Annotated in this window: 14 protein-coding genes; 13 read left to right on the top strand and 1 reads right to left on the bottom strand. The window is 59.3% G+C overall.

Annotated features, from left to right (window positions below):
• Nucleotides 1-272 precede the first annotated feature (272 nt).
• From OYW20_RS02935 to yccS, 13 genes are all read left to right on the top strand, one after another.
• A complete protein-coding gene (locus tag OYW20_RS02935) occupies nt 273-1,220 on the top strand; it encodes a choline ABC transporter substrate-binding protein (protein WP_268799243.1) in 948 nt (315 codons plus the stop codon).
• 68 nt (nt 1,221-1,288) lie between these two features.
• Nucleotides 1,289-2,134, top strand: coding sequence for a choline ABC transporter permease subunit (gene choW / locus OYW20_RS02930; protein ID WP_268799242.1), 846 nt, complete (start codon nt 1,289-1,291; stop codon nt 2,132-2,134).
• Nucleotides 2,131-3,309 carry a choline ABC transporter ATP-binding protein gene (choV, locus tag OYW20_RS02925; RefSeq protein WP_268799241.1) on the top strand — a complete coding sequence of 393 codons (1,179 nt, stop codon included), beginning with the start codon at nt 2,131-2,133 and terminating at the stop codon, nt 3,307-3,309. The genes choW and choV overlap by 4 nt, the downstream gene beginning before the upstream one ends.
• Nucleotides 3,310-3,577: 268 nt before the next feature.
• Entirely contained in the window at nt 3,578-4,171 is a 594-nt protein-coding gene (gene betI, locus OYW20_RS02920) for a transcriptional regulator BetI (RefSeq protein WP_268799240.1), read from the top strand.
• 86 nt (nt 4,172-4,257) lie between these two features.
• Nucleotides 4,258-5,730 (top strand): betaine-aldehyde dehydrogenase, encoded by a 1,473-nt coding sequence (gene betB, locus OYW20_RS02915; protein WP_268799239.1) that lies wholly within the window; start codon nt 4,258-4,260, stop codon nt 5,728-5,730.
• A gap of 145 nt (nt 5,731-5,875) precedes the next feature.
• The gene (gene betA, locus OYW20_RS02910) at nt 5,876-7,588 is read left to right on the top strand and encodes a choline dehydrogenase (protein WP_268799238.1); all 1,713 of its coding nucleotides are present in this window, start codon (nt 5,876-5,878) and stop codon (nt 7,586-7,588) included.
• A gap of 177 nt (nt 7,589-7,765) precedes the next feature.
• A complete protein-coding gene (locus OYW20_RS02905; RefSeq protein WP_268799237.1) occupies nt 7,766-8,461 on the top strand; it encodes an RraA family protein in 696 nt (231 codons plus the stop codon).
• A 159-nt stretch (nt 8,462-8,620) separates the two neighbouring features.
• Entirely contained in the window at nt 8,621-10,063 is a 1,443-nt protein-coding gene (locus OYW20_RS02900) for a TldD/PmbA family protein (RefSeq protein ID WP_268799236.1), read from the top strand.
• On the top strand, nt 10,063-11,388 hold the full coding sequence (locus OYW20_RS02895) for a TldD/PmbA family protein (protein ID WP_268799235.1): 1,326 nt from the start codon (nt 10,063-10,065) through the stop codon (nt 11,386-11,388). Before OYW20_RS02900 ends, OYW20_RS02895 begins: the two co-directional genes overlap by 1 nt.
• 142 nt (nt 11,389-11,530) lie before the next feature.
• A complete protein-coding gene (gene mdtD / locus OYW20_RS02890) occupies nt 11,531-12,973 on the top strand; it encodes a multidrug transporter subunit MdtD (protein WP_268799234.1) in 1,443 nt (480 codons plus the stop codon).
• 200 nt (nt 12,974-13,173) lie between these two features.
• Nucleotides 13,174-14,553 (top strand): ATP-dependent RNA helicase DbpA, encoded by a 1,380-nt coding sequence (dbpA, locus tag OYW20_RS02885; protein WP_268799233.1) that lies wholly within the window; start codon nt 13,174-13,176, stop codon nt 14,551-14,553.
• 150 nt (nt 14,554-14,703) lie between these two features.
• Complete coding sequence (locus OYW20_RS02880; RefSeq protein ID WP_268799232.1) at nt 14,704-15,882, top strand: BaiN/RdsA family NAD(P)/FAD-dependent oxidoreductase; 1,179 nt, start codon at nt 14,704-14,706, stop codon at nt 15,880-15,882.
• 227 nt (nt 15,883-16,109) lie between these two features.
• Nucleotides 16,110-18,326, top strand: coding sequence for a YccS family putative transporter (gene yccS, locus OYW20_RS02875; protein WP_268799231.1), 2,217 nt, complete (start codon nt 16,110-16,112; stop codon nt 18,324-18,326).
• On the opposite strand, the gene OYW20_RS02870 is transcribed toward yccS, so the two are convergent.
• Nucleotides 18,307-19,044 carry a substrate-binding periplasmic protein gene (locus tag OYW20_RS02870; protein WP_268799230.1) on the bottom strand — a complete coding sequence of 246 codons (738 nt, stop codon included), beginning with the start codon at nt 19,042-19,044 and terminating at the stop codon, nt 18,307-18,309. The two genes, yccS and OYW20_RS02870, sit on opposite strands and share 20 nt — an antisense overlap.
• Between the last annotated feature and the right edge of the window lie 67 nt (nt 19,045-19,111).

The raw sequence follows: 19,111 nt of genomic DNA, 5'->3' as shown, positions 1-19,111 counted from the left end.
GCGCTTTTCGCTTCGTCAGCGCCTGAAAATAGCTTCAGAAGGCGCTGAAAAATCTGTAAACGACGTCACTGATACTGGATGCGACCCTCTATGTACTGGTTACGACGCGCCCTGTAGGCGTTTGTTTTCCCCTGTTACATGATCAGTCCCGACTCGATCGCCACACGCAGTGATAGAGCGTTGCGCAACTTGACTCGCCAACACCAAAAAAGGCATCTGCCTGGCTGACAATGAGCAGCGGATACCCAAAAAAACACCTAAGGAGTCCAACCATGAAAGGTTCACAAAAGTTGTTGCTGGGCGTTGTGATGAGTTTGCCGTTGCTGGCTCAAGCGGCAGAACCCGCCCAATGCGCGACGGTTAATTTTTCCGATGTAGGCTGGACCGACATCACAGTCACCACCGCCGTCACCAGCGCAGTCCTTCAGTCCCTGGGCTACAAAACCAAAACCACCATGATCTCCGTGCCCGTGACCTACAAGTCGCTGGCCGACGGCAAGAACATGGACGTCTTCCTCGGCAACTGGATGCCGACCATGGAAAACGACATCAAGGCCTACCGTGACGCTGGCACTGTCGAAACCGTTCGCGCCAACCTTGAGAACGCCAAGTACACCCTGGCCGTGCCTCAGGCGCTATACGACAAAGGCCTCCATGACTTCGCCGACATCGTCAAATTCAAGAAAGAACTCGACGGCAAAATCTACGGCATCGAGCCAGGCAACGACGGCAACCGCCTGATTCAAAGCATGATCGACAAGAACGCCTTTGGCTTGAAAGACGCAGGCTTCAAGGTTGTCGAATCAAGCGAAGCCGGCATGCTCTCGCAGGTTGATCGCGCAGCACGGCGCAACACCGATGTGGTGTTCCTGGGCTGGGAACCGCACCCGATGAACACCCGTTTCAAACTCAAATACCTGACTGGCGGCGATGACTATTTCGGCCCCAATTTCGGTCAGGCCACCATCTACACCAACACCCGCAAGGGCTACACCCAAGAGTGCAGCAACGTCGGCCAACTGCTGAAAAATCTGGCATTCACCCTGCCAATGGAAAGCTCGCTGATGGGCAACGTGCTGGATGACAAGATGAAGCCCGACGCCGCCGCCAAAGCCTGGATCAAGAGCAACCCGCAAGTGCTCGACACCTGGCTGGCTGGCGTGACCACCGTGGACGGTAAACCAGGCCTGGAGGCCGCCAAAGCCCAGCTGACGAAGTAAGCCGACACGCAGGCGGGTTCGCCCGCCTGTTGTCCTGAATTTCCTACCGTATGCGGACAATCGATACCATGCTGACTGATCACAAAATCCCCTTGGGCCAGTACATCGCGGCCTTCGTCGAATGGCTGACCCAACATGGCGCCAGCACCTTCGACGCAATCGCGTTGTCGCTGGAAACCATGATTCATGGCCTGACCTTCGGCTTGACGTGGTTCAACCCCTTTGTATTGATCGGCCTGATCGCTCTGCTCGCTCACTTTATCCAGCGCAAATGGGGCTTGACGGTGTTCGTCATCGCCTCCTTCCTGCTGATCCTGAACCTGGGCTACTGGGTGGAGACCATGGAAACGCTGGCGCAGGTGCTGTTCGCCACCGCGGTGTGCGTGGTGATCGGCGTACCGCTGGGCATCATTGCCGCGCACAAGCCGATGTTCTACACAATCATGCGTCCGGTTCTCGACCTGATGCAGACCGTTCCTACTTTCGTTTACCTGATTCCGACCCTGACCCTCTTTGGTCTGGGCGTAGTACCGGGTCTGATTTCGACAGTCGTGTTTGCGATTGCTGCACCCATTCGCCTGACCTACCTGGGCATCCGCGACGTGCCCCAAGAATTACTCGACGCCGGCAAAGCATTCGGCTGCTCGCGTCGTCAGTTGCTCTCACGCATCGAACTGCCCCACGCCATGCCGAGCATCGCCGCCGGCATCACCCAATGCATCATGTTGTCGTTGTCGATGGTCGTGATCGCAGCACTGGTCGGCGCCGACGGCCTGGGCAAACCCGTGGTCAACGCACTGAACACTGCTGATATCGCCCTGGGCTTTGAAGCAGGCCTTGCGATCGTATTGCTGGCAATCATGCTCGACCGTATCTGCAAACAACCTGACGCACAGGTCAAGGGGGACGCATGAGCATTATCAATTTTGAAAACGTCGACGTTATTTTCTCCAAAGACCCTCGCGAAGCCCTCAAGCTGCTGGATCAAGGTCTTAACCGCGAACAGATCCTGAAGAAAACCGGCCAGATCGTCGGTGTCGAGAAAGCCTCGCTCACCGTTGAAAAAGGTGAGATCTGCGTTCTGATGGGCTTGTCCGGTTCGGGCAAATCAAGCCTTCTGCGCTGCATCAACGGCCTTAACACCGTGAGCCGGGGTTCGCTGTTCGTCGAGCATGAAGGCTCGCAGATCAACATCGCCAACTGCACACCCGCCGAACTGAAGATGATGCGCACCAAGCGCATCGCAATGGTGTTCCAGAAGTTCGCACTGATGCCTTGGCTGACGGTGCGCGAGAACATCAGTTTCGGCCTGGAAATGCAGGGCCGTCCCGAGAAGGAACGGCGCAGGCTGGTGGACGAGAAGCTGGAGCTGGTGGGCCTGACCCAATGGCGCAACAAGAAACCCGATGAGCTGTCCGGCGGCATGCAGCAGCGTGTGGGTCTGGCGCGAGCGCTGGCCATGGATGCTGACATTCTGTTGATGGATGAGCCGTTTTCCGCGCTCGATCCGCTGATTCGTCAAGGGCTTCAGGACGAATTGCTCGACCTGCAAAAGAAGCTCGCCAAAACCATCGTCTTCGTCAGCCACGACCTCGACGAAGCCCTCAAGCTCGGCAGTCGTATTGCGATTATGAAAGACGGCCGGATCATTCAGTACAGCGTGCCTGAGGAGATCGTGCTTAACCCGGCGGACGATTACGTGCGCACCTTCGTCGCGCACACCAACCCGCTGAACGTACTCTGCGGGCGCAGCCTGATGCGCACGGTCGACAACTGCACGCGGGTCAACGGCTCGGTGTGCCTGGACCCGGGCGGCGACTCCTGGCTGGACCTCGCCGAGGGTAATACGATCACTGGCGCACGGCAGAACGGCGCACAGTTCGATTTGCAGAACTGGGCACCTGGCCAGGCGATGGACACCCTTGATCGCCGTCCGACGGTGGTGCATTCCGACATCGGTATGCGTGACGCTTTGCAGATTCGTTACCAGACCGGCCACAAGCTGGTGTTGCAGGAAGACAACCGCGTTGTCGGGATTCTGGGCGACAGCGAGCTGTATCACGCGTTGCTCGGCAAGAATTTAGGGTAAACGGTGCAGGAGCGCGCTTGCCCGCGATTGCCGTTTTTCAGTGACGAATTCGCCGGCTGACACAACGTTATCGCGGGCAAGCGCGCTCCTACAGTTCCTCAATTACCTAAAATACCTCGCCGTTTCTTGGGTCTTAAAGCTTGAAGCTTTCAGCTGCAGTTCATCGCCTTTAGGCTTTTGTTGATTGATCGTTCAATAAAAAATTGTTAGGGTGTTTGTCGTTTTTCAGTCGTCATAGAACATCCCCGACGAGACCAGGAGTCGATCAATGCCCAAAGTCGGTATGCAACCCATCCGTCGTCAACAGCTGATCCACGCGACGCTTTCAGCCGTCGATCAGGTTGGGATGGGAGATGCAAGTATTGCTCTGATTGCAAAGCTGGCGGGCGTCTCAAACGGCATCATCAGTCACTATTTCCAGGACAAAAACGGCCTGATTGCAGCGACGATGCGGCACCTGATGAACGTATTGATCGTCAACGTTGCCAAACGCAGGCAGGCACTGACAGATGACAGCCCACGGGCGCATTTGAAAGTGATCATCGAGGGCAACTTCGACGCCAGCCAGGTCAATGGCCCGGCAATGAAAACCTGGTTGGCCTTCTGGGCTAGCAGCATGCATCAGCCTTCATTGCACAGGCTGCAACGTATAAACGATCACCGCCTGTATTCGAACCTGTGCTGCCATTTTCGCCGCGTGCTCACCTTGGACGAAGCCCGAAATGCAGCGCGCGGCATGGCTGCCCTGATCGACGGTTTGTGGTTGCGGGGCGCCTTGTCAGGCGATGCGTTCGACACTGAACAAGCGCAACAGATTGCATACGAATACATGGATTTCCAACTGGCGAAAGCAGCGCGCTGAAGCGCTCACGCCACATGCTGGAGACTGATCGACACCGCGCGCAGCGCAGTCGAATCCAGCCCACATCAAAGATTACCGAGGATTTTATGGCCCGTTTCGAACTGCAAAAACTCTACATTGACGGTGGTTACGTCGACGCCAGCAGCGATGCCACTTTCGAAGCCATCAACCCGGCGAACGGTGAAGTACTCGCCCACATCCAGCGTGCTACTCAAGAAGACGTCGAACGCGCCGTCACCAGTGCTGAAAAAGGCCAGAAAGTCTGGGCTGCCATGACCGCCATGGAGCGTTCACGCATCCTGCGCCGCGCCGTCGACATCCTGCGCGAGCGCAACGATGAGCTGGCTGCGCTGGAAACTCTGGACACCGGCAAATCCATTTCCGAAACCAAATACGTCGACATCGTTACCGGCGCAGACGTACTTGAGTATTACGCAGGCCTGGTGCCTGCCATCGAAGGCGAGCAGATTCCGCTGCGCACTTCATCGTTCGTGTACACCCGCCGCGAGCCTTTGGGCGTGACCGTCGGCATCGGCGCGTGGAACTATCCGATCCAGATCGCTTTGTGGAAATCAGCGCCAGCACTCGCTGCGGGCAACGCGATGATTTTCAAACCGAGCGAAGTCACCTCCCTGACCACCTTGAAACTGGCTGAAATCTACACTGAGGCCGGCCTGCCGGATGGCGTGTTCAATGTGTTGACCGGTGCTGGCAGCGAAGTCGGCAGCTGGCTGACCGAGCACCCACGCATCGAGAAGATCTCGTTCACAGGTGGCGTCAACACCGGTAAGAAAGTGATGGCCAGCGCCTCCAGTTCCTCGCTCAAAGAAGTGACCATGGAGCTGGGCGGCAAGTCACCGCTGATCATTTTTGACGACGCCGATCTGGATCGCGCCGCCGACATCGCGATGATGGCCAACTTCTACAGCTCGGGCCAGGTGTGCACCAACGGCACCCGCGTGTTCATCCCAAGCGCATTGAAAGCCGAGTTCGAAGCCAAAATCGTCGAGCGCGTAAAGCGCATTCGTGCAGGCAACCCGGAAGATGAAAACATCAACTTCGGCCCGCTGGTGAGCTTCGCGCACATGGAAAGCGTCCTGGGCTATATCGCCAAGGGCAAGGAAGAAGGCGCCCGCGTACTGATCGGCGGAGAACGCCTGACCGAAGGCGAATTCGCAAAAGGCGCTTTCGTCGCTCCGACCGTCTTCACCGACTGCACCGATGAGATGACCATCGTCAAAGAAGAGATCTTTGGCCCGGTCATGAGCATTCTCAGCTACGACAGCGAAGAAGAAGTGATCCGCCGCGCCAACGACACCGAAATGGGTCTGGCCGCTGGCGTGGTGACCAAAGACCTCAACCGCGCTCACCGTGTAATCCATCAACTGGAAGCTGGCATTTGCTGGATCAATGCCTGGGGCGAGTCGGCCGCAGAAATGCCTGTCGGCGGTTACAAGCAGTCAGGTGTAGGACGTGAAAACGGCATCAGCTCACTGGCGCAATACACCCGGATCAAGTCCGTACAGGTTGAGCTGGGTGAATACGCGTCAGTTTTCTGAAGAGATACAAGCGGCAAGCTGCAAGCTTCAAGTAGAAGCCAGAGCAACAGCAGTTTGCCGCCACAAACCCATTCCGCAAACGCCACTTCGCCGCTCTTACTTGCAGCTTGAAGCCTGGAGCTTGCCGCTTTAAAAGGAGCTCTCCATGAGCACCACGAATTCGACTTACGACTACATCATCATCGGCGCAGGTTCGGCCGGTAATACCCTGGCAGCCCGTCTCACCGAAGACGCAGGCGTCACCGTGCTGTTGCTTGAAGCCGGCGGCCCGGACTATCGCGCAGACTTCCGCACCCAAATGCCTGCTGCCCTGGCATTTCCGCTGCAAGGCCGCCGCTACAACTGGGCCTATGAAACAGAGCCTGAACCACACATGAACAACCGTCGCATGGAATGTGGTCGCGGCAAGGGCCTGGGTGGCTCATCGCTGATCAACGGCATGTGCTACATCCGTGGCAACGCAATGGACTACGACGGCTGGGCAAAAAATCCTGGCCTGGAAGACTGGGGCTACCTCGATTGCCTGCCGTATTTCCGCAAAGCTGAAATCCGTGACATCGGCGCCAACGACTACCACGGCGGCGAAGGTCCGGTCAGCGTGACCACGCCTAAAGCGGGTAACAATCCGCTGTTCGCAGCGATGGTTGAAGCCGGCGTACAGGCTGGCTACCCGCGCACCGACGACCTGAACGGCTACCAGCAAGAAGGCTTCGGCCCTATGGACCGAACTGTCACGCCGTTTGGCCGCCGCGCCAGCACCGCGCGTGGTTATCTGGATGAGGCCAAAAAGCGCACGACGCTGACTATCGTCACCCATGCTTTGACCGACCGCATTCTGTTCGACGGCAAGCGCGCAGTCGGCGTCGCTTATATGGTCGGCGACAGCGACGCACGCATCGAAGCCAAGGCGCGCAAGGAAGTCCTGCTGTGCGGTGGTGCAATCGCCTCGCCACAGATCCTGCAACGCTCCGGCGTCGGCCCGGCCGAAGTCCTGAAAAAACTGGATATCCCGGTGGTTCACGACCTGCCAGGTGTGGGCGAAAACCTTCAGGACCACCTTGAGATGTACTTGCAGTACGCCTGCAAGGAGCCGATCTCGCTGTACCCATCGCTGCTGTGGTGGAACCAGCCTGCCATCGGCGCAGAGTGGATGTTCCTCGGCAAAGGCATTGGCGCCAGCAATCAGTTCGAAGCCGGCGGTTTTATCCGTTCACGCGAAGAGTTCGAGTGGCCGAACATTCAGTACCATTTCCTGCCGGTTGCGATTAATTACAACGGCAGCAAAGGCGTGCAGGAACATGGTTTTCAGGCGCACGTGGGTTCCATGCGTTCGCCAAGCCGTGGTCGCGTGCAGGTCAAATCGAAGAACCCGCGCGAGTACCCGAGCATCCTCTTCAACTACATGGCCAGCGAGCAGGATTGGCAGGAGTTTCGCGACGGCATCCGCCTGACCCGCGAGATCATGCAACAGCCGGCGCTGGACAAGTACCGCGGTCGTGAAATCAGCCCGGGTATCGACGTGCAGTCTGACGAGCAACTGGACAAGTTCGTGCGTGAACATGCCGAGACGGCTTATCACCCGTCGTGCTCGTGCAAGATGGGCACCGACGAGATGTCTGTAGTCGATGGTCAGGGTCGTGTGCATGGCATTCACAGCCTGCGTGTGATCGATGCCTCGATCATGCCGCTGATCACGACGGGCAACCTCAATGCGCCAACGATCATGATTGCCGAGAAAATCGCCGACAAGATCCGTGGCCGCGCACCGCTGCCACGCAGCACGGCCGACTACTTCGTAGCGGGTGACAAACCTGCGCGCAGCAAGCCGATGCGTGAAGTCAGCCGTACCGCACAGTAAAAGCCATACGAACCGCCTCGCCCTGTTGGCGAGGCGGCTTGCGTATCACCTTCCCCCCGTCTCCCCTGCTGGAAGCTTGCCGCTGTTCGGGCGCAGGCCTAATCTAGCGCCCAGCACAATCGTTTAACCTCCCCGTTCCATCGACACGCCGGTACTGACTGGCCACGAGGCTTTTCCATGTTTGATGTCGTTTCTTCGAGCAAATGGCCCACCGGGTACCTGATCAACCCTAACGCAGAGCTTCTGGACCCGAAGTGGTTAAAGGAATTCAGCAAAATCCCCGCCGCCGCAGTCAGCGATTGTCTGGGCCGAAACGTCGGCGGTCTGGGCCTCAAATCATTCCACGGCAACGCCCCGATGCTCGGCAGCGCGCTGACTGTCCGCGTGCGTCCGGGCGACAATCTGATGATCCTCAAAGCCATGCAAATGGCCCGTCCAGGTGATGTGCTGGTCATTGACGGCAGTGCCGACCTGACGCGCGCCGTGTTCGGCGGCATCATGCGCGCCATGGCCCTGAAAGCCGGTATCGTCGGCATCGTCATCAACGGCGCGATCCGCGACCTGGACGAGTGGCTGACCGGTGAACTGCCGGTTTATGCCATCGGCGGCGTACACCGTGGCCCGAGCACCGACGGCGGTGGCGAGATCAACGTGCCGATTTCGTGTGCTGGCATGCTGGTAATGCCGGGCGACCTGATGATCGGTGACGGCGACGGCGTCGTTGCAGCCGCACGCTCGGAGCTGCCTGAACTGCTGATCCGCTGCCATGACCTGCTGGCCCGCGAAAAAGCCACGCTGGCCGGGATTGAAGCTGGCACGCTGGACTCGGATCGTTTCGACGCCATCCTGCGCGCCAAGGGTTGCCCACTCTAAAAGCCGCACCACACTATTCGCGAGTAACACCCTCACACGGCCGTCTTCATCTGCCTATGCCCCAAGCAACGAAGATTTCCTGTGGGAGGGAGCATGCTCGCGCTGACGTCAGCTCAGCCAACGCCGAGCTGACCGCCCCCTGATAAGGAGCCGCTCTGCATGTTCGATTTTTCCGCTCAACTCAAGCAGCGGTTCGCCGCGCTGCAGAGCAGTGCCCAGTTTTTCTCGCTGCGTTACGTCAAACAAACCAGCCAGCATCTGTCAGTGCGCAAAAACATTGCCGCGCCGCCTCACTTGAGCATCGACGAAGGCGCAATGCTCACCGTGCGCATAAATGGCGTCGAGACGTACGCCGCCACTCACGATATTTCCCAGCGCGGCCTGCAGGCGGCACTGGAACACGCAGAAACCCAGGCTCGCCTGTTGGCACCTCACGCCTTGCTCGACCTCAGTGAACAACGCGTCTCCGAGGGTCGCGCCGATTACCTCTCACCCAACATGACCCAAGCCTTCCCGTCGCTGAGCGATTGCTACGCCCTGCTCGGCGCCGAATCGGCAGCCGTGCCCAAGGACGAGCGTCTGGTCAACTGGCAAGTCAGCCTGGGCCTGGAAAGCGTCGAACAGATTTACCTGAACAGCGCGGGGGCCGAGATTCGACAGGCGCAGCGCTATGTGTTCCCGGACCTCAGCGTCACCGCCTACGACGGCCACGACAGTCAGACGCGCAGCCTGGGCCGTGAAAACTTCGGCCAGCAAGGCGGCGCAGAAGTCATCGCCAACTGTGGGATCGTCGGCGCTGCGGCAATGGTCGCCGATCAGGCGCTGCAACTGATCATGGCGCCCAACACGCCCTCCGGCCCGCGCGACCTGCTGCTGACGCCCGACCAGATGACCCTGCAAATCCATGAGTCCATCGGCCACCCGCTGGAGCTGGACCGCATTCTTGGCGACGAGCGCAATTACGCGGGCACCAGCTTCGTCAAAGCCAGCGACTTCGGCACGCTGCAATACGGCTCGAAGCTCCTGAACGTGACCTTCGACCCGGACATCCCCGAGCAGCTGGCAAGTTACGGCTACGACGACGATGGCACCGAAGCCAGCAAGCAATTTCTGATCAGGGAGGGCGTGCTGGTCCGGCCACTGGGCGGTGCGCTGTCGCAATTTCGCGCCGGCATGGACGGTGTCGCCAACAGCCGGGCGTGCAGCTGGAACCGGGCACCGATTGATCGCATGGCCAATCTCAACATCGAGCCTGGCGACCAGTCGATGGATCAACTGATCGGCCGCATCGAACACGGCATCCTGATGAGCACCAACAGCTCATGGTCCATTGATGACGCACGCAACAAATTCCAGTTCGGCTGCGAATGGGGTCAGTTGATCGAGAACGGCGAGCTTAAAGGCGTGGTGAAAAACCCGAACTACCGCGCCATCTCGGCGCAGTTCTGGCGCAACCTCAGTGCCGTCGGCGATGCCAGCACGTTCAAAGTGCTGGGCACGCCGAACTGCGGCAAAGGCGAACCCAATCAGGTAGTGCGCGTCGGGCATGCATCGCCCGCCTGCGTGTTCTCCCATGTCGATGTATTCGGAGGTGACGCCTGATGTCTCATCACGCTCAATTCAAAGCACTGGTTGACTGGCTGCATAGTGCAATCTCGCCGCAGGAACGCTTCACCCTGAGCTACAACGCCGAAGAGTCGGACTTCATCCGTTTCAATCACGCCAAAGTTCGCCAGGCCGGGCACGTGCAGCAGGCGAGTGTAAATTTCAAGCTGATCGATGACGGAAGGCACGCCAATCTCAACCTGACGCTATCAGGGGACGAAGAGGTAGATCGACAGCGCGTGTCCGAAGCCCTGAATCAACTGCGTGAAACCCTGACATTGCTGCCGGAAGATCCTTACCTGCTGCTCAATGAGGACGACTGGCAGAGCACGCACGTTCAGGACCAGGCTTTGCCGGACAGCGACCACGTGGTGCAGCAAATCGCTCAACTGGGCGCAGGGCTGGACCTGGTCGGCATTTACGCTGCTGGGCCGTTGTACCGAGGGTTTGCGAGTTCCAACGGTGCGCTGGGCTGGCATCAGGCCAACAGTTTCAACGTCGACTGGAGCCTGTTTCACGAGAACGGTCAGGCCGTTAAAGCCAACTACGCCGGACACGACTGGAGCGACGAAGGCTTCGCGCGGCGTTTCAAGCTGGCCCGGGAGCAACTGGCTTTCCTCGGACGTCCCGCCCACACGTTGGCGCCAGGGCAATACCGCGCTTATCTGGCGCCCTCGGCGCTGGAGGAAATCATCGGCATGCTGGGTTGGGGTGGTTTTTCGGCGCAGTCGCTGGCCGACAAGACCAGCCCGCTTCAGCGGCTGTACAGCGGTGAGATGCAGCTGAGCCCGCAGGTGAGCCTGGACGAGCAAGTGAGCGGTTCGTTGTCACCGGCGTTCTCTGGCGAGGGCTATCCGCGCTCGGACCTGTCGATGGTGGTTGAAGGCGCGGCCCGCGATCAGTTGGTGGGATCACGCAGCGCTGCGGAATACGGACTCGCGGCCAACGGCGCAGGTTGGGGGGAATCACCGAGTGCACTGAGCATGAAGGCGGGTTCGCTGGCACTGAACGATGTGCTGCAACGGCTGGGCACCGGCCTGTACATCAGCAATCTGTGGTACCTCAATTTCTCCGACCGCAGCGCGGGCCGCATGACCGGGATGACCCGCTTTGCGACATTCTGGGTTGAAGACGGCAAGATCATCGCGCCCGTCAGCACCATGCGTTTCGACGACAGCGTGTTCAGTCTGCTGGGCAGCGCGCTGGAAGAATTGACGACAGAGAGGGAACTGATTCTGTCGACAAGTACCTACAGTCAGCGCGACACGAGTTCCAACCTGTTGCCCGGCGCGTTGATCAGCAAACTGACGTTGACGCTGTAACGCCTGCCCTTGTTGGAGCGAGGCTTGCCCGCGAAGGCTTTCGGTCAGACGCCCCCTGTGTCGGATGTACGGGCCTATTCGCGGGCAAGCGCGCTCCTACACATCGCATCATCCTGTTAAATCAAAAGGACCCACGCCGCACATGCCGACCACAGCGCCGCAGCTGGACGCCAAAACCCTGCGCTGGATGCCTTGGGTCATCGCCATCGCGTTTTTCATGCAGAGCCTGGACGGCACGATCCTCAACACCGCCCTACCCTCCATGGCACGTTCGTTGTCCGAAGACCCACTGCGCATGCAGTCGGTAATCATCGCCTACATGCTGACCATCGCTTTGCTGATTCCGGCATCCGGCTGGATTTCCGACCGTTTCGGGATCAAACGCATCTTCTTCAGCGCCATCCTCCTGTTCAGCTTTGGCTCGTTGCTGTGCGCGCTGGCCAACTCATTGAGCATGCTGGTGGCGGCGCGGGTAATACAAGGTCTGGGCGGCGCCTTGATGATGCCCGTCGGACGCCTGATCGTCCTGCGTGCTTACCCGCGAACCGAGCTGGTACGTACCTTGAGTTTCATCACCATGCCCGCGCTGCTGGGGCCTTTGATGGGGCCGACGGTGGGCGGCTGGCTGGTGGAATACCTGAGCTGGCACTGGATTTTCCTGATCAATATTCCGGTCGGGGTTCTGGGTTGTTTTGCCGTGCGCAAATTCATCCCGGATTTGCAGGGCGGCGGGCATACGCGCTTCGATAGGGTAGGCTTCCTGCTGTTCGGCGCATCTTTGGTGCTGATTACCATTGCCCTTGAGGGCTTGGGCGAGCTGCACCTGCCGCACCTGCGCGTGGTGATGCTGTTGTTCGGCGGCCTGGCGTGCCTCGCCGCGTACTGGTTACGGGCCAGCCATGTGGATCACCCCCTGTTCTCGGCCTCGTTGTTCAAGACCCGCAGCTTTGCCGTAGGCATCATGGGCAACCTGTTCGCCCGTCTGGGCAGTGGCGCGTTGCCGTTTTTGGTGCCGTTGATGCTGCAAGTGGCGCTGGGTTATTCCCCGTCCCACGCAGGGATGAGCATGATCCCGCTAGCGCTGGCGGCCATGTTCGCCAAGCCGCTGGCCACTCGCGCCATCGAGCGTCTGGGTTATCGGGTGGTGCTGACGGGCAATACGCTGCTGCTGGGGATATTGCTGGCGAGCATGGCGCTGGTAAGTGCCGAGACGCCGTACTGGATGCTACTGATCCATCTGGCGCTGCTGGGCGGCGTCAACTCGTTGCAGTTTTCGGCGATGAACGCCGTGACGCTGATCGATCTCGACGACGCCAGCGCGGCCAGTGGCAACAGCCTGTTGTCGGTGGTGGCGCAGTTGTCGCTAAGCCTGGGCGTCGCGTGCGCAGCGGCGCTGCTCGGCGGCTTCACCGACGACGTGGCGACGGGGGAAGTCAGCAGTCTGTTGGGCGCGTTTCAACTGACGTTCCTGTGCGTGGGTGTACTGGCGATGCTCGCGGCGACGATCTTCTTGCAACTGTCGCCTCGGGTCACGCCTGAGAACCCACCGCGCAAACCGCAGCCGGAGCCTGAAGTCGAGGCCTGATCGGAAATCTGCAGGAGCGAATTCCTTCGCGAGGGGCCATTAAGGACGATCCACCTCTATCGCCCATGCAGAGGTCTCGCGAATAAATTCGCTCCTACAGAGGTTCTCTGCGTGACACGTGCCATTTATCGCCAGCGGTCCCAAGGCAGGGGCCCTGACCTGATACACTGCGCGACATTTTGTTTTGCAGGCTCACTCTTGTGACTAACACCGCGTTCAATACCTTGCCCCTTTCCGCCGCCATGCTGGCTAACCTGGAGTCCCTTGGTTATGCCGAGATGACGCCGATTCAGGCGCAGAGCCTGCCGGTGATTCTCAAGGGCATGGACCTGATCGCTCAGGCCAAGACCGGCAGCGGCAAGACCGCAGCGTTCGGCATCGGCCTGCTCAACCCCATCAACCCTCGCTATTTCGGCTGTCAGGCGCTGGTCCTTTGCCCAACCCGCGAACTGGCTGACCAGGTGGCCAAGGAAATCCGCCGTCTGGCGCGTTCCGAAGACAATATCAAAGTCCTGACCCTGTGCGGCGGCGTGTCTTTCGGCCCACAGATCGGCTCACTGGAGCACGGCGCACACGTCATCGTCGGCACACCGGGCCGGATCCAGCAACACCTGCGCAAGGGTTCGCTGGTACTGGATGGCTTGAACACGCTGGTGCTGGACGAAGCGGACCGCATGCTCGACATGGGTTTTTACGACTCCATCGCCGACATCATCGAGCAGACCCCGACACGCCGTCAGACCCTGCTGTTCTCGGCTACCTACCCGGTCGGCATCAAGCAGCTGTCGTCCAAGTTCATGCGCGACCCGCAGACCGTCAAGGTCGAGGCGCTGCACGCTGACAGCCAGATCGAACAGATCTTCTACGAAATCTCCCCTGAGCAACGCCTCGAAGCCGTGGTGAAAGTGCTCGATCACTTCCGCCCGCAATCGTGTGTGGCGTTCTGCTTTACCAAACAGCAGGTGCAGGAAGTGGTCGATCACCTGACTGCCAAAGGCATGTCGGCCGTCGGCCTGCATGGCGACCTCGAACAGCGTGATCGCGATCAAGTGCTGGCGATGTTTGCCAACCGCAGCACCTCGGTGCTGGTGGCGACTGACGTAGCCGCTCGCGGCCTGGACATCGACGCGCTGGATATGGTGCTCAACGTCGAACTGGCGCGGGACTCGGAAATCCACATCCACCGCGTGGGCCGTACCGGTCGCGCAGGGGAAACCGGCATCGCTGTCAGCCTGGTGGCGCCGTCCGAAAGCCAGCGCGCGCGCGCGGTCGAAGAATTGCAAAAGGCCCCGCTCAACTGGCAGCAATACGACAACCTCACGCGCACCGAGGGCGGCAAGTTGCTGCCACCGATGACCACCTTGTGCATCGGTTCGGGCCGCAAGGACAAACTGCGCCCTGGCGACATTCTGGGTGCGTTGACCGGTGAGGCGGGCATTCCTGGCACTCAAGTGGGCAAGATCGCGATCTTCGACTTCCAGGCGTACGTCGCCGTCGAACGCAGCATGGCCAAACAGGCGCTTGAGCGTTTGAACAACGGCAAGATCAAGGGCAAGTCGCTGCGCGTGCGGATTCTCTAAAACCCGCCGCTGCCTCTGTAGGCGCGCGCTTGTCCGCGAGGGCGGTGTGTCAGGGGATGAATGTCTTACTGAACCACCGCAATCGCGGGCAAGCGCGCTCATACAGGTTCATCGCCACCCCCTGGACTGTTTATACCCGAGGACACCGCTTTGCCCGTTACTGACGTTGTGATCATTGGCGCAGGCGCCGCAGGTTTGATGTGTGCCTTCACCGCCGCCAATCGTGGCCGCAGGGTGATGTTGATCGATCACGCGAACAAGCCCGGCAAGAAGATACTCATGTCCGGTGGCGGGCGCTGCAACTTCACCAACATGTACAGCGAGCCGGGCAACTTCCTTTCGCAGAACCCGCACTTCTGCAAATCGGCCCTGGCGCGTTACACCCAGTGGGATTTCATCGAGCTGGTGGCCAAACACGGCGTGCCGTATCACGAGAAAAAACTCGGCCAACTGTTCTGCGACAAAAAGTCCAGCGACATTCTCGGACTGCTGCTCGACGAGTGCGAACAGGCTGGCGTGCAACTGCACATGGACACCTCCGTCCAGCACATCGAGAAAGTCGACACGGGCTATCAGTTGCAGACCACCCTGGGCAGCATCCGTTGTGAATCGCTGGTGATCGCCACCGGCGGTCTTTCAATCCCGACCTTGGGGGCAACCGGCTTCGGTTATCAAGTAGGCAAGCAGTTCGGTCACGCCTTGCTGCCAACACGGGCGGGGCTGGTGCCGTTTACCATCACCGACCAGCTCAAGGAACTGTGCACGGAGTTGTCCGGCACATCGGTGGATTGCCTGGTCAGCTGCAACGACGAAAGCTTCCGGGAAAACATCCTGTTCACCCATCGCGGTCTCAGTGGCCCGGCCATTCTGCAGATCTCATCGTTCTGGCAACCTGGCGACGCGGTTGAAATCAACCTGATGCCGGACCATGACGTGCCGGGCTGGCTCGCCGAGCAACAGAGCGAACGGCCAAACAGCGAACTGAAAACCCTGCTGGGGGAAATCTTCACCAAGAAGATGGCCAACCTGATTGCCGAGCACTGGTTCGTTTCAAAACCCATGAAGCAGTACACCCACGCTGAACTCGCCGATATCACTGACGCGCTGGCGAGCTGGAAGGTTGTACCGGCGGGGACTGAAGGCTATCGCACCGCAGAAGTAACCCTCGGCGGCATCGATACGCGGGAAGTTTCTTCCAAGACCATGGAGTCGCTGAAATCGCCAGGCCTGTATTTCGTGGGAGAAGTGCTGGACGTCAGCGGGCATCTGGGCGGTTTCAATTTTCAGTGGGCCTGGGCCTCGGGCTATGCGGCTGCTCAGTTCGTGTGACACGACAAAAATCTGTAGGAGCGAATTTATTCGCGATACGTAGCCATGGCCGAAAAAAAGGCGTCTGACTCACCGGCCTCTCGCGAATAAATTCGCTCCTACAGGAGTTGTGCGTTAGCCGCAGTTACGGAATAAATTTCACCTGCCGGATGTACAGCCCCCGTTGATCGCTGTACATATCCGTCAGTGCAAATCGTTTAATCGCGAACAAGGCCGTCAGCGCTCACATGGCATCGAAATCTAAATCGTTGCGTAATTCCTTCCGCCGTCTATGGGCGCTGGACAAGTTCAGCTACAGCGTAAGGGTGTTTATCGCGCTGACCGGCAGCATGGCGCTGTGCTGGTATCAGGGCGAGATGAAGCAATTGATCCCGCTGTTCCTCGGGATTATCGCCTGTGCGCTTTCTGAAACCGATGACAGCTGGCAGGGTCGCCTCAATGCCCTGGCCGTGACCCTGGTGTGTTTCAGCATCGCTGCAATGTCAGTCGAATTGTTGTTCCCCTACCCCGTTCTATTTGTCTGTTCGCTGGCCATGGCAGCCTTTTGCCTGACGATGCTCGGCGCGCTGGGCGAACGCTACGGCGCCATTGCCTACGGCACGTTGATCCTGTCGGTCTACACCATGATCGGGGTCGATCAGCGCGGCGGCGAAGTCACTGACTTCTGGCACGAACCCATGCTGCTGGTGGCAGGGGCGGCCTGGTACGGCCTGCTGTCGGTGCTGTGGCAAATGCTGTTTTCCAACCAGCCGGTGCAGCAAGCCCTCGCCCGTTTGTTCCGCGAGTTGGGCTTGTACCTGAAGATAAAGTCCGAACTGTTCGAACCGATCCGCACACTGGACGTGGAAGCGCGCCGCCTGGATTTGGCCAAGCAAAACGGCAAGGTCGTGGCCGCGCTGAACTCCACCAAGGAAATCATCCTTAACCGCGTAGGCAATGGCCGACCGGGCTCGAAAGTCAGTCGCTACCTCAAGCTGTACTTTCTGGCACAGGACGTTCACGAGCGCGCAAGCTCCTCGCACTATCCTTACAACTCGCTGGCCGAAGCGTTTTTCCACAGCGACGTGCTGTTCCGTTGTCAGCGCCTGCTGCGCCAGCAGGGCACGGCCTGTCGCGATTTATCGGTCTCGATTCAGTTGCGTCAGCCGTTTATCTACGACGACAGCTTTGCCCATGCACTCAATGACCTGCATGCCTCACTCGAGCACCTGCGCATCCAGAGCAATCCGGCATGGCGGGGGTTGCTGCGTTCACTGCGCGCACTGGCGAACAACCTCGGCACGCTGGACCGGCTACTCAGTGACGCCAGTAACCCCGACGCCCTGGCCGACGCCAGCGACAGCAGTCTGCTGGATCGCTCGCCGCGCAACTTCAAGGACGTCTGGACCCGATTGCGTTTGCAACTGACGCCGACCTCGCTGCTGTTTCGCCATGCCTTGCGCCTGCCGCTGGCGTTGGTCATCGGCTACCTCACCGTGCACCTGATTCACCCGTCGCAGGGTTATTGGATCATCCTCACCACGGTCTTTGTCTGCCAGCCAAGCTACGGCGCGACGCGGCGCAAACTGGGTCAGCGCATTATCGGTACAGCCATCGGCCTGACCATTGGCTGGGTGCTGTTCGATGTGGTCACATCGCCCATTCTGCAGTCGATGTGTGCGGTGATCGCAGGCGTTGTGTTCTTCGTCAATCGCACCACGCGCTACACGCTCTCGACAGCGGCGATCACGGTCATGATTCTGTTCTGCTTCAATCAGGTGGGCGACGGTTATGGCTTGTTCCTGCCGCGCCTGCTGGACACCTTGCTGGGCAGTTTGATTGCGGGCCTGGCGGTGTTCCTGTTCCTGCCGGATTGGCAGGGCCGGCGCCTGAACAAGGTGCTGGCCAATACGCTGACCTGCAACAGCATTTACCTGCGCCAGATCATGCAGCAATACGCGCAAGGCAAAAGCGATGACCTCGCGTATCGCCTTGCCCGCCGTAACGCTCACAACGCAGACGCTGCGCTGTCGACCACACTGGCGAACATGCTGATGGAGCCGGGGCATTTCCGTAAAGAAGCAGACGTGGGTTTCCGTTTTCTGGTGTTGTCGCACACGCTGCTCAGCTACCTGTCCGGCTTGGGCGCACACCGCGAAGCGTCATTGCCCGCCGAAGTGCGTGAGCAGTTGATTGAGGGCGCGGGGGCCAGTCTTGCCCGCAGCATCGATGAAATTGCGCAGAGTCTGGCGAGCCGGCAGCCGGTGGCCATTCAAAGCGATGCCGAAGAAGCCCTCGCAGCCGAACTCGAGCAAATGCCAGAAGAGCTCGACGAAGGTCAGCGGCTGGTTCAGACGCAACTGGCGCTGATCTGTCGCCAACTCGGACCGCTGCGCACCCTCGCGGCGCATTTGATCAAAGCTCCTGAAAAGGTGCCGACCGACCTCACAGACCGTGCAACTTAAAGAGTGCGGCGTAGGTGCCGTCAGCCTTCATCGCGGCGATTTCCTGATCGAAACGGGCGACGATCTTGTCGTGCTCAGGGTTCTTCAGGCTGACCAGAATATGCAGCGTGTTCTCGGCTAACGAGGTCGGCAGAAATTCCACATTGTCCTGTACATCCGGGGACTCGTGGCTCAGGGCAAACCGTGCGGCATATTCATCCTCCACGGTCAGCTCAACACGGCCCGCAGCCAACATGCGCACGGCAGTGGAGAAGTTCGCCACGGGGATTTTTTTCAATTCAGGGTCGTTATCGAAAGCGGGGGAATACGCGTAGCCGCGCACGACTGCGATGGAATGCGAATGCAGTTGAGGGAGGTTCTGGAAATCGAGCGTTGAGTTTTTGCGCTTGATGAATCGAAGTCTGTTGATCAGGTAATCGGCAGAAAACTGGCCAATGCGGGTGCGATCATCGCTGTACCACGCGTTGATCAGAATGTCGTACCGGCCTTCGCTCAACCCGTGAACGGCGCGCGCCCACGGGACTTGCTCATATTCGGTGGCATAGCCTGCGCGGCTGAGCGCAGTGCTGATCAAATCCGTTGCCAATCCCCCCTTGAGAAGAGATACATCTGCATAAGGCGCCCAGGCATCGCCAGCCATGCGCAACTTATCTACTGCCCCTGCGTGGGCTACCCACATTAAGCCCAGCAACCCAATGGCTCGAAGCAAACGCGGCATGCTCAAGCTCCTAAGGCAAACAACAGCCCGTTATTATTGCGACGCCTGATTGCGTGGCGTCGTGTCC

Source organism: Pseudomonas sp. BSw22131 (assembly GCF_026810445.1).
Lineage (GTDB): Bacteria > Pseudomonadota > Gammaproteobacteria > Pseudomonadales > Pseudomonadaceae > Aquipseudomonas > Aquipseudomonas huanghezhanensis.
This window is presented reverse-complemented; position numbering and strand designations above follow the sequence as displayed.

What these genes read in the sequence shown, in the direction of transcription:
- OYW20_RS02935 (WP_268799243.1), top strand. Translation starts at nt 273, where the DNA reads ATGAAAGGTTCACAAAAGTTGTTGCTGGGCGTTGTGATGAGTTTGCCG.
- choW (WP_268799242.1), top strand. Translation starts at nt 1,289, where the DNA reads ATGCTGACTGATCACAAAATCCCCTTGGGCCAGTACATCGCGGCCTTC.
- choV (WP_268799241.1), top strand. Translation starts at nt 2,131, where the DNA reads ATGAGCATTATCAATTTTGAAAACGTCGACGTTATTTTCTCCAAAGAC.
- betI (WP_268799240.1), top strand. Translation starts at nt 3,578, where the DNA reads ATGCCCAAAGTCGGTATGCAACCCATCCGTCGTCAACAGCTGATCCAC.
- betB (WP_268799239.1), top strand. Translation starts at nt 4,258, where the DNA reads ATGGCCCGTTTCGAACTGCAAAAACTCTACATTGACGGTGGTTACGTC.
- betA (WP_268799238.1), top strand. Translation starts at nt 5,876, where the DNA reads ATGAGCACCACGAATTCGACTTACGACTACATCATCATCGGCGCAGGT.
- OYW20_RS02905 (WP_268799237.1), top strand. Translation starts at nt 7,766, where the DNA reads ATGTTTGATGTCGTTTCTTCGAGCAAATGGCCCACCGGGTACCTGATC.
- OYW20_RS02900 (WP_268799236.1), top strand. Translation starts at nt 8,621, where the DNA reads ATGTTCGATTTTTCCGCTCAACTCAAGCAGCGGTTCGCCGCGCTGCAG.
- OYW20_RS02895 (WP_268799235.1), top strand. Translation starts at nt 10,063, where the DNA reads ATGTCTCATCACGCTCAATTCAAAGCACTGGTTGACTGGCTGCATAGT.
- mdtD (WP_268799234.1), top strand. Translation starts at nt 11,531, where the DNA reads ATGCCGACCACAGCGCCGCAGCTGGACGCCAAAACCCTGCGCTGGATG.
- yccS (WP_268799231.1), top strand. Translation starts at nt 16,110, where the DNA reads ATGGCATCGAAATCTAAATCGTTGCGTAATTCCTTCCGCCGTCTATGG.
- OYW20_RS02870 (WP_268799230.1), bottom strand. Translation starts at nt 19,044, where the DNA reads ATGCCGCGTTTGCTTCGAGCCATTGGGTTGCTGGGCTTAATGTGGGTA.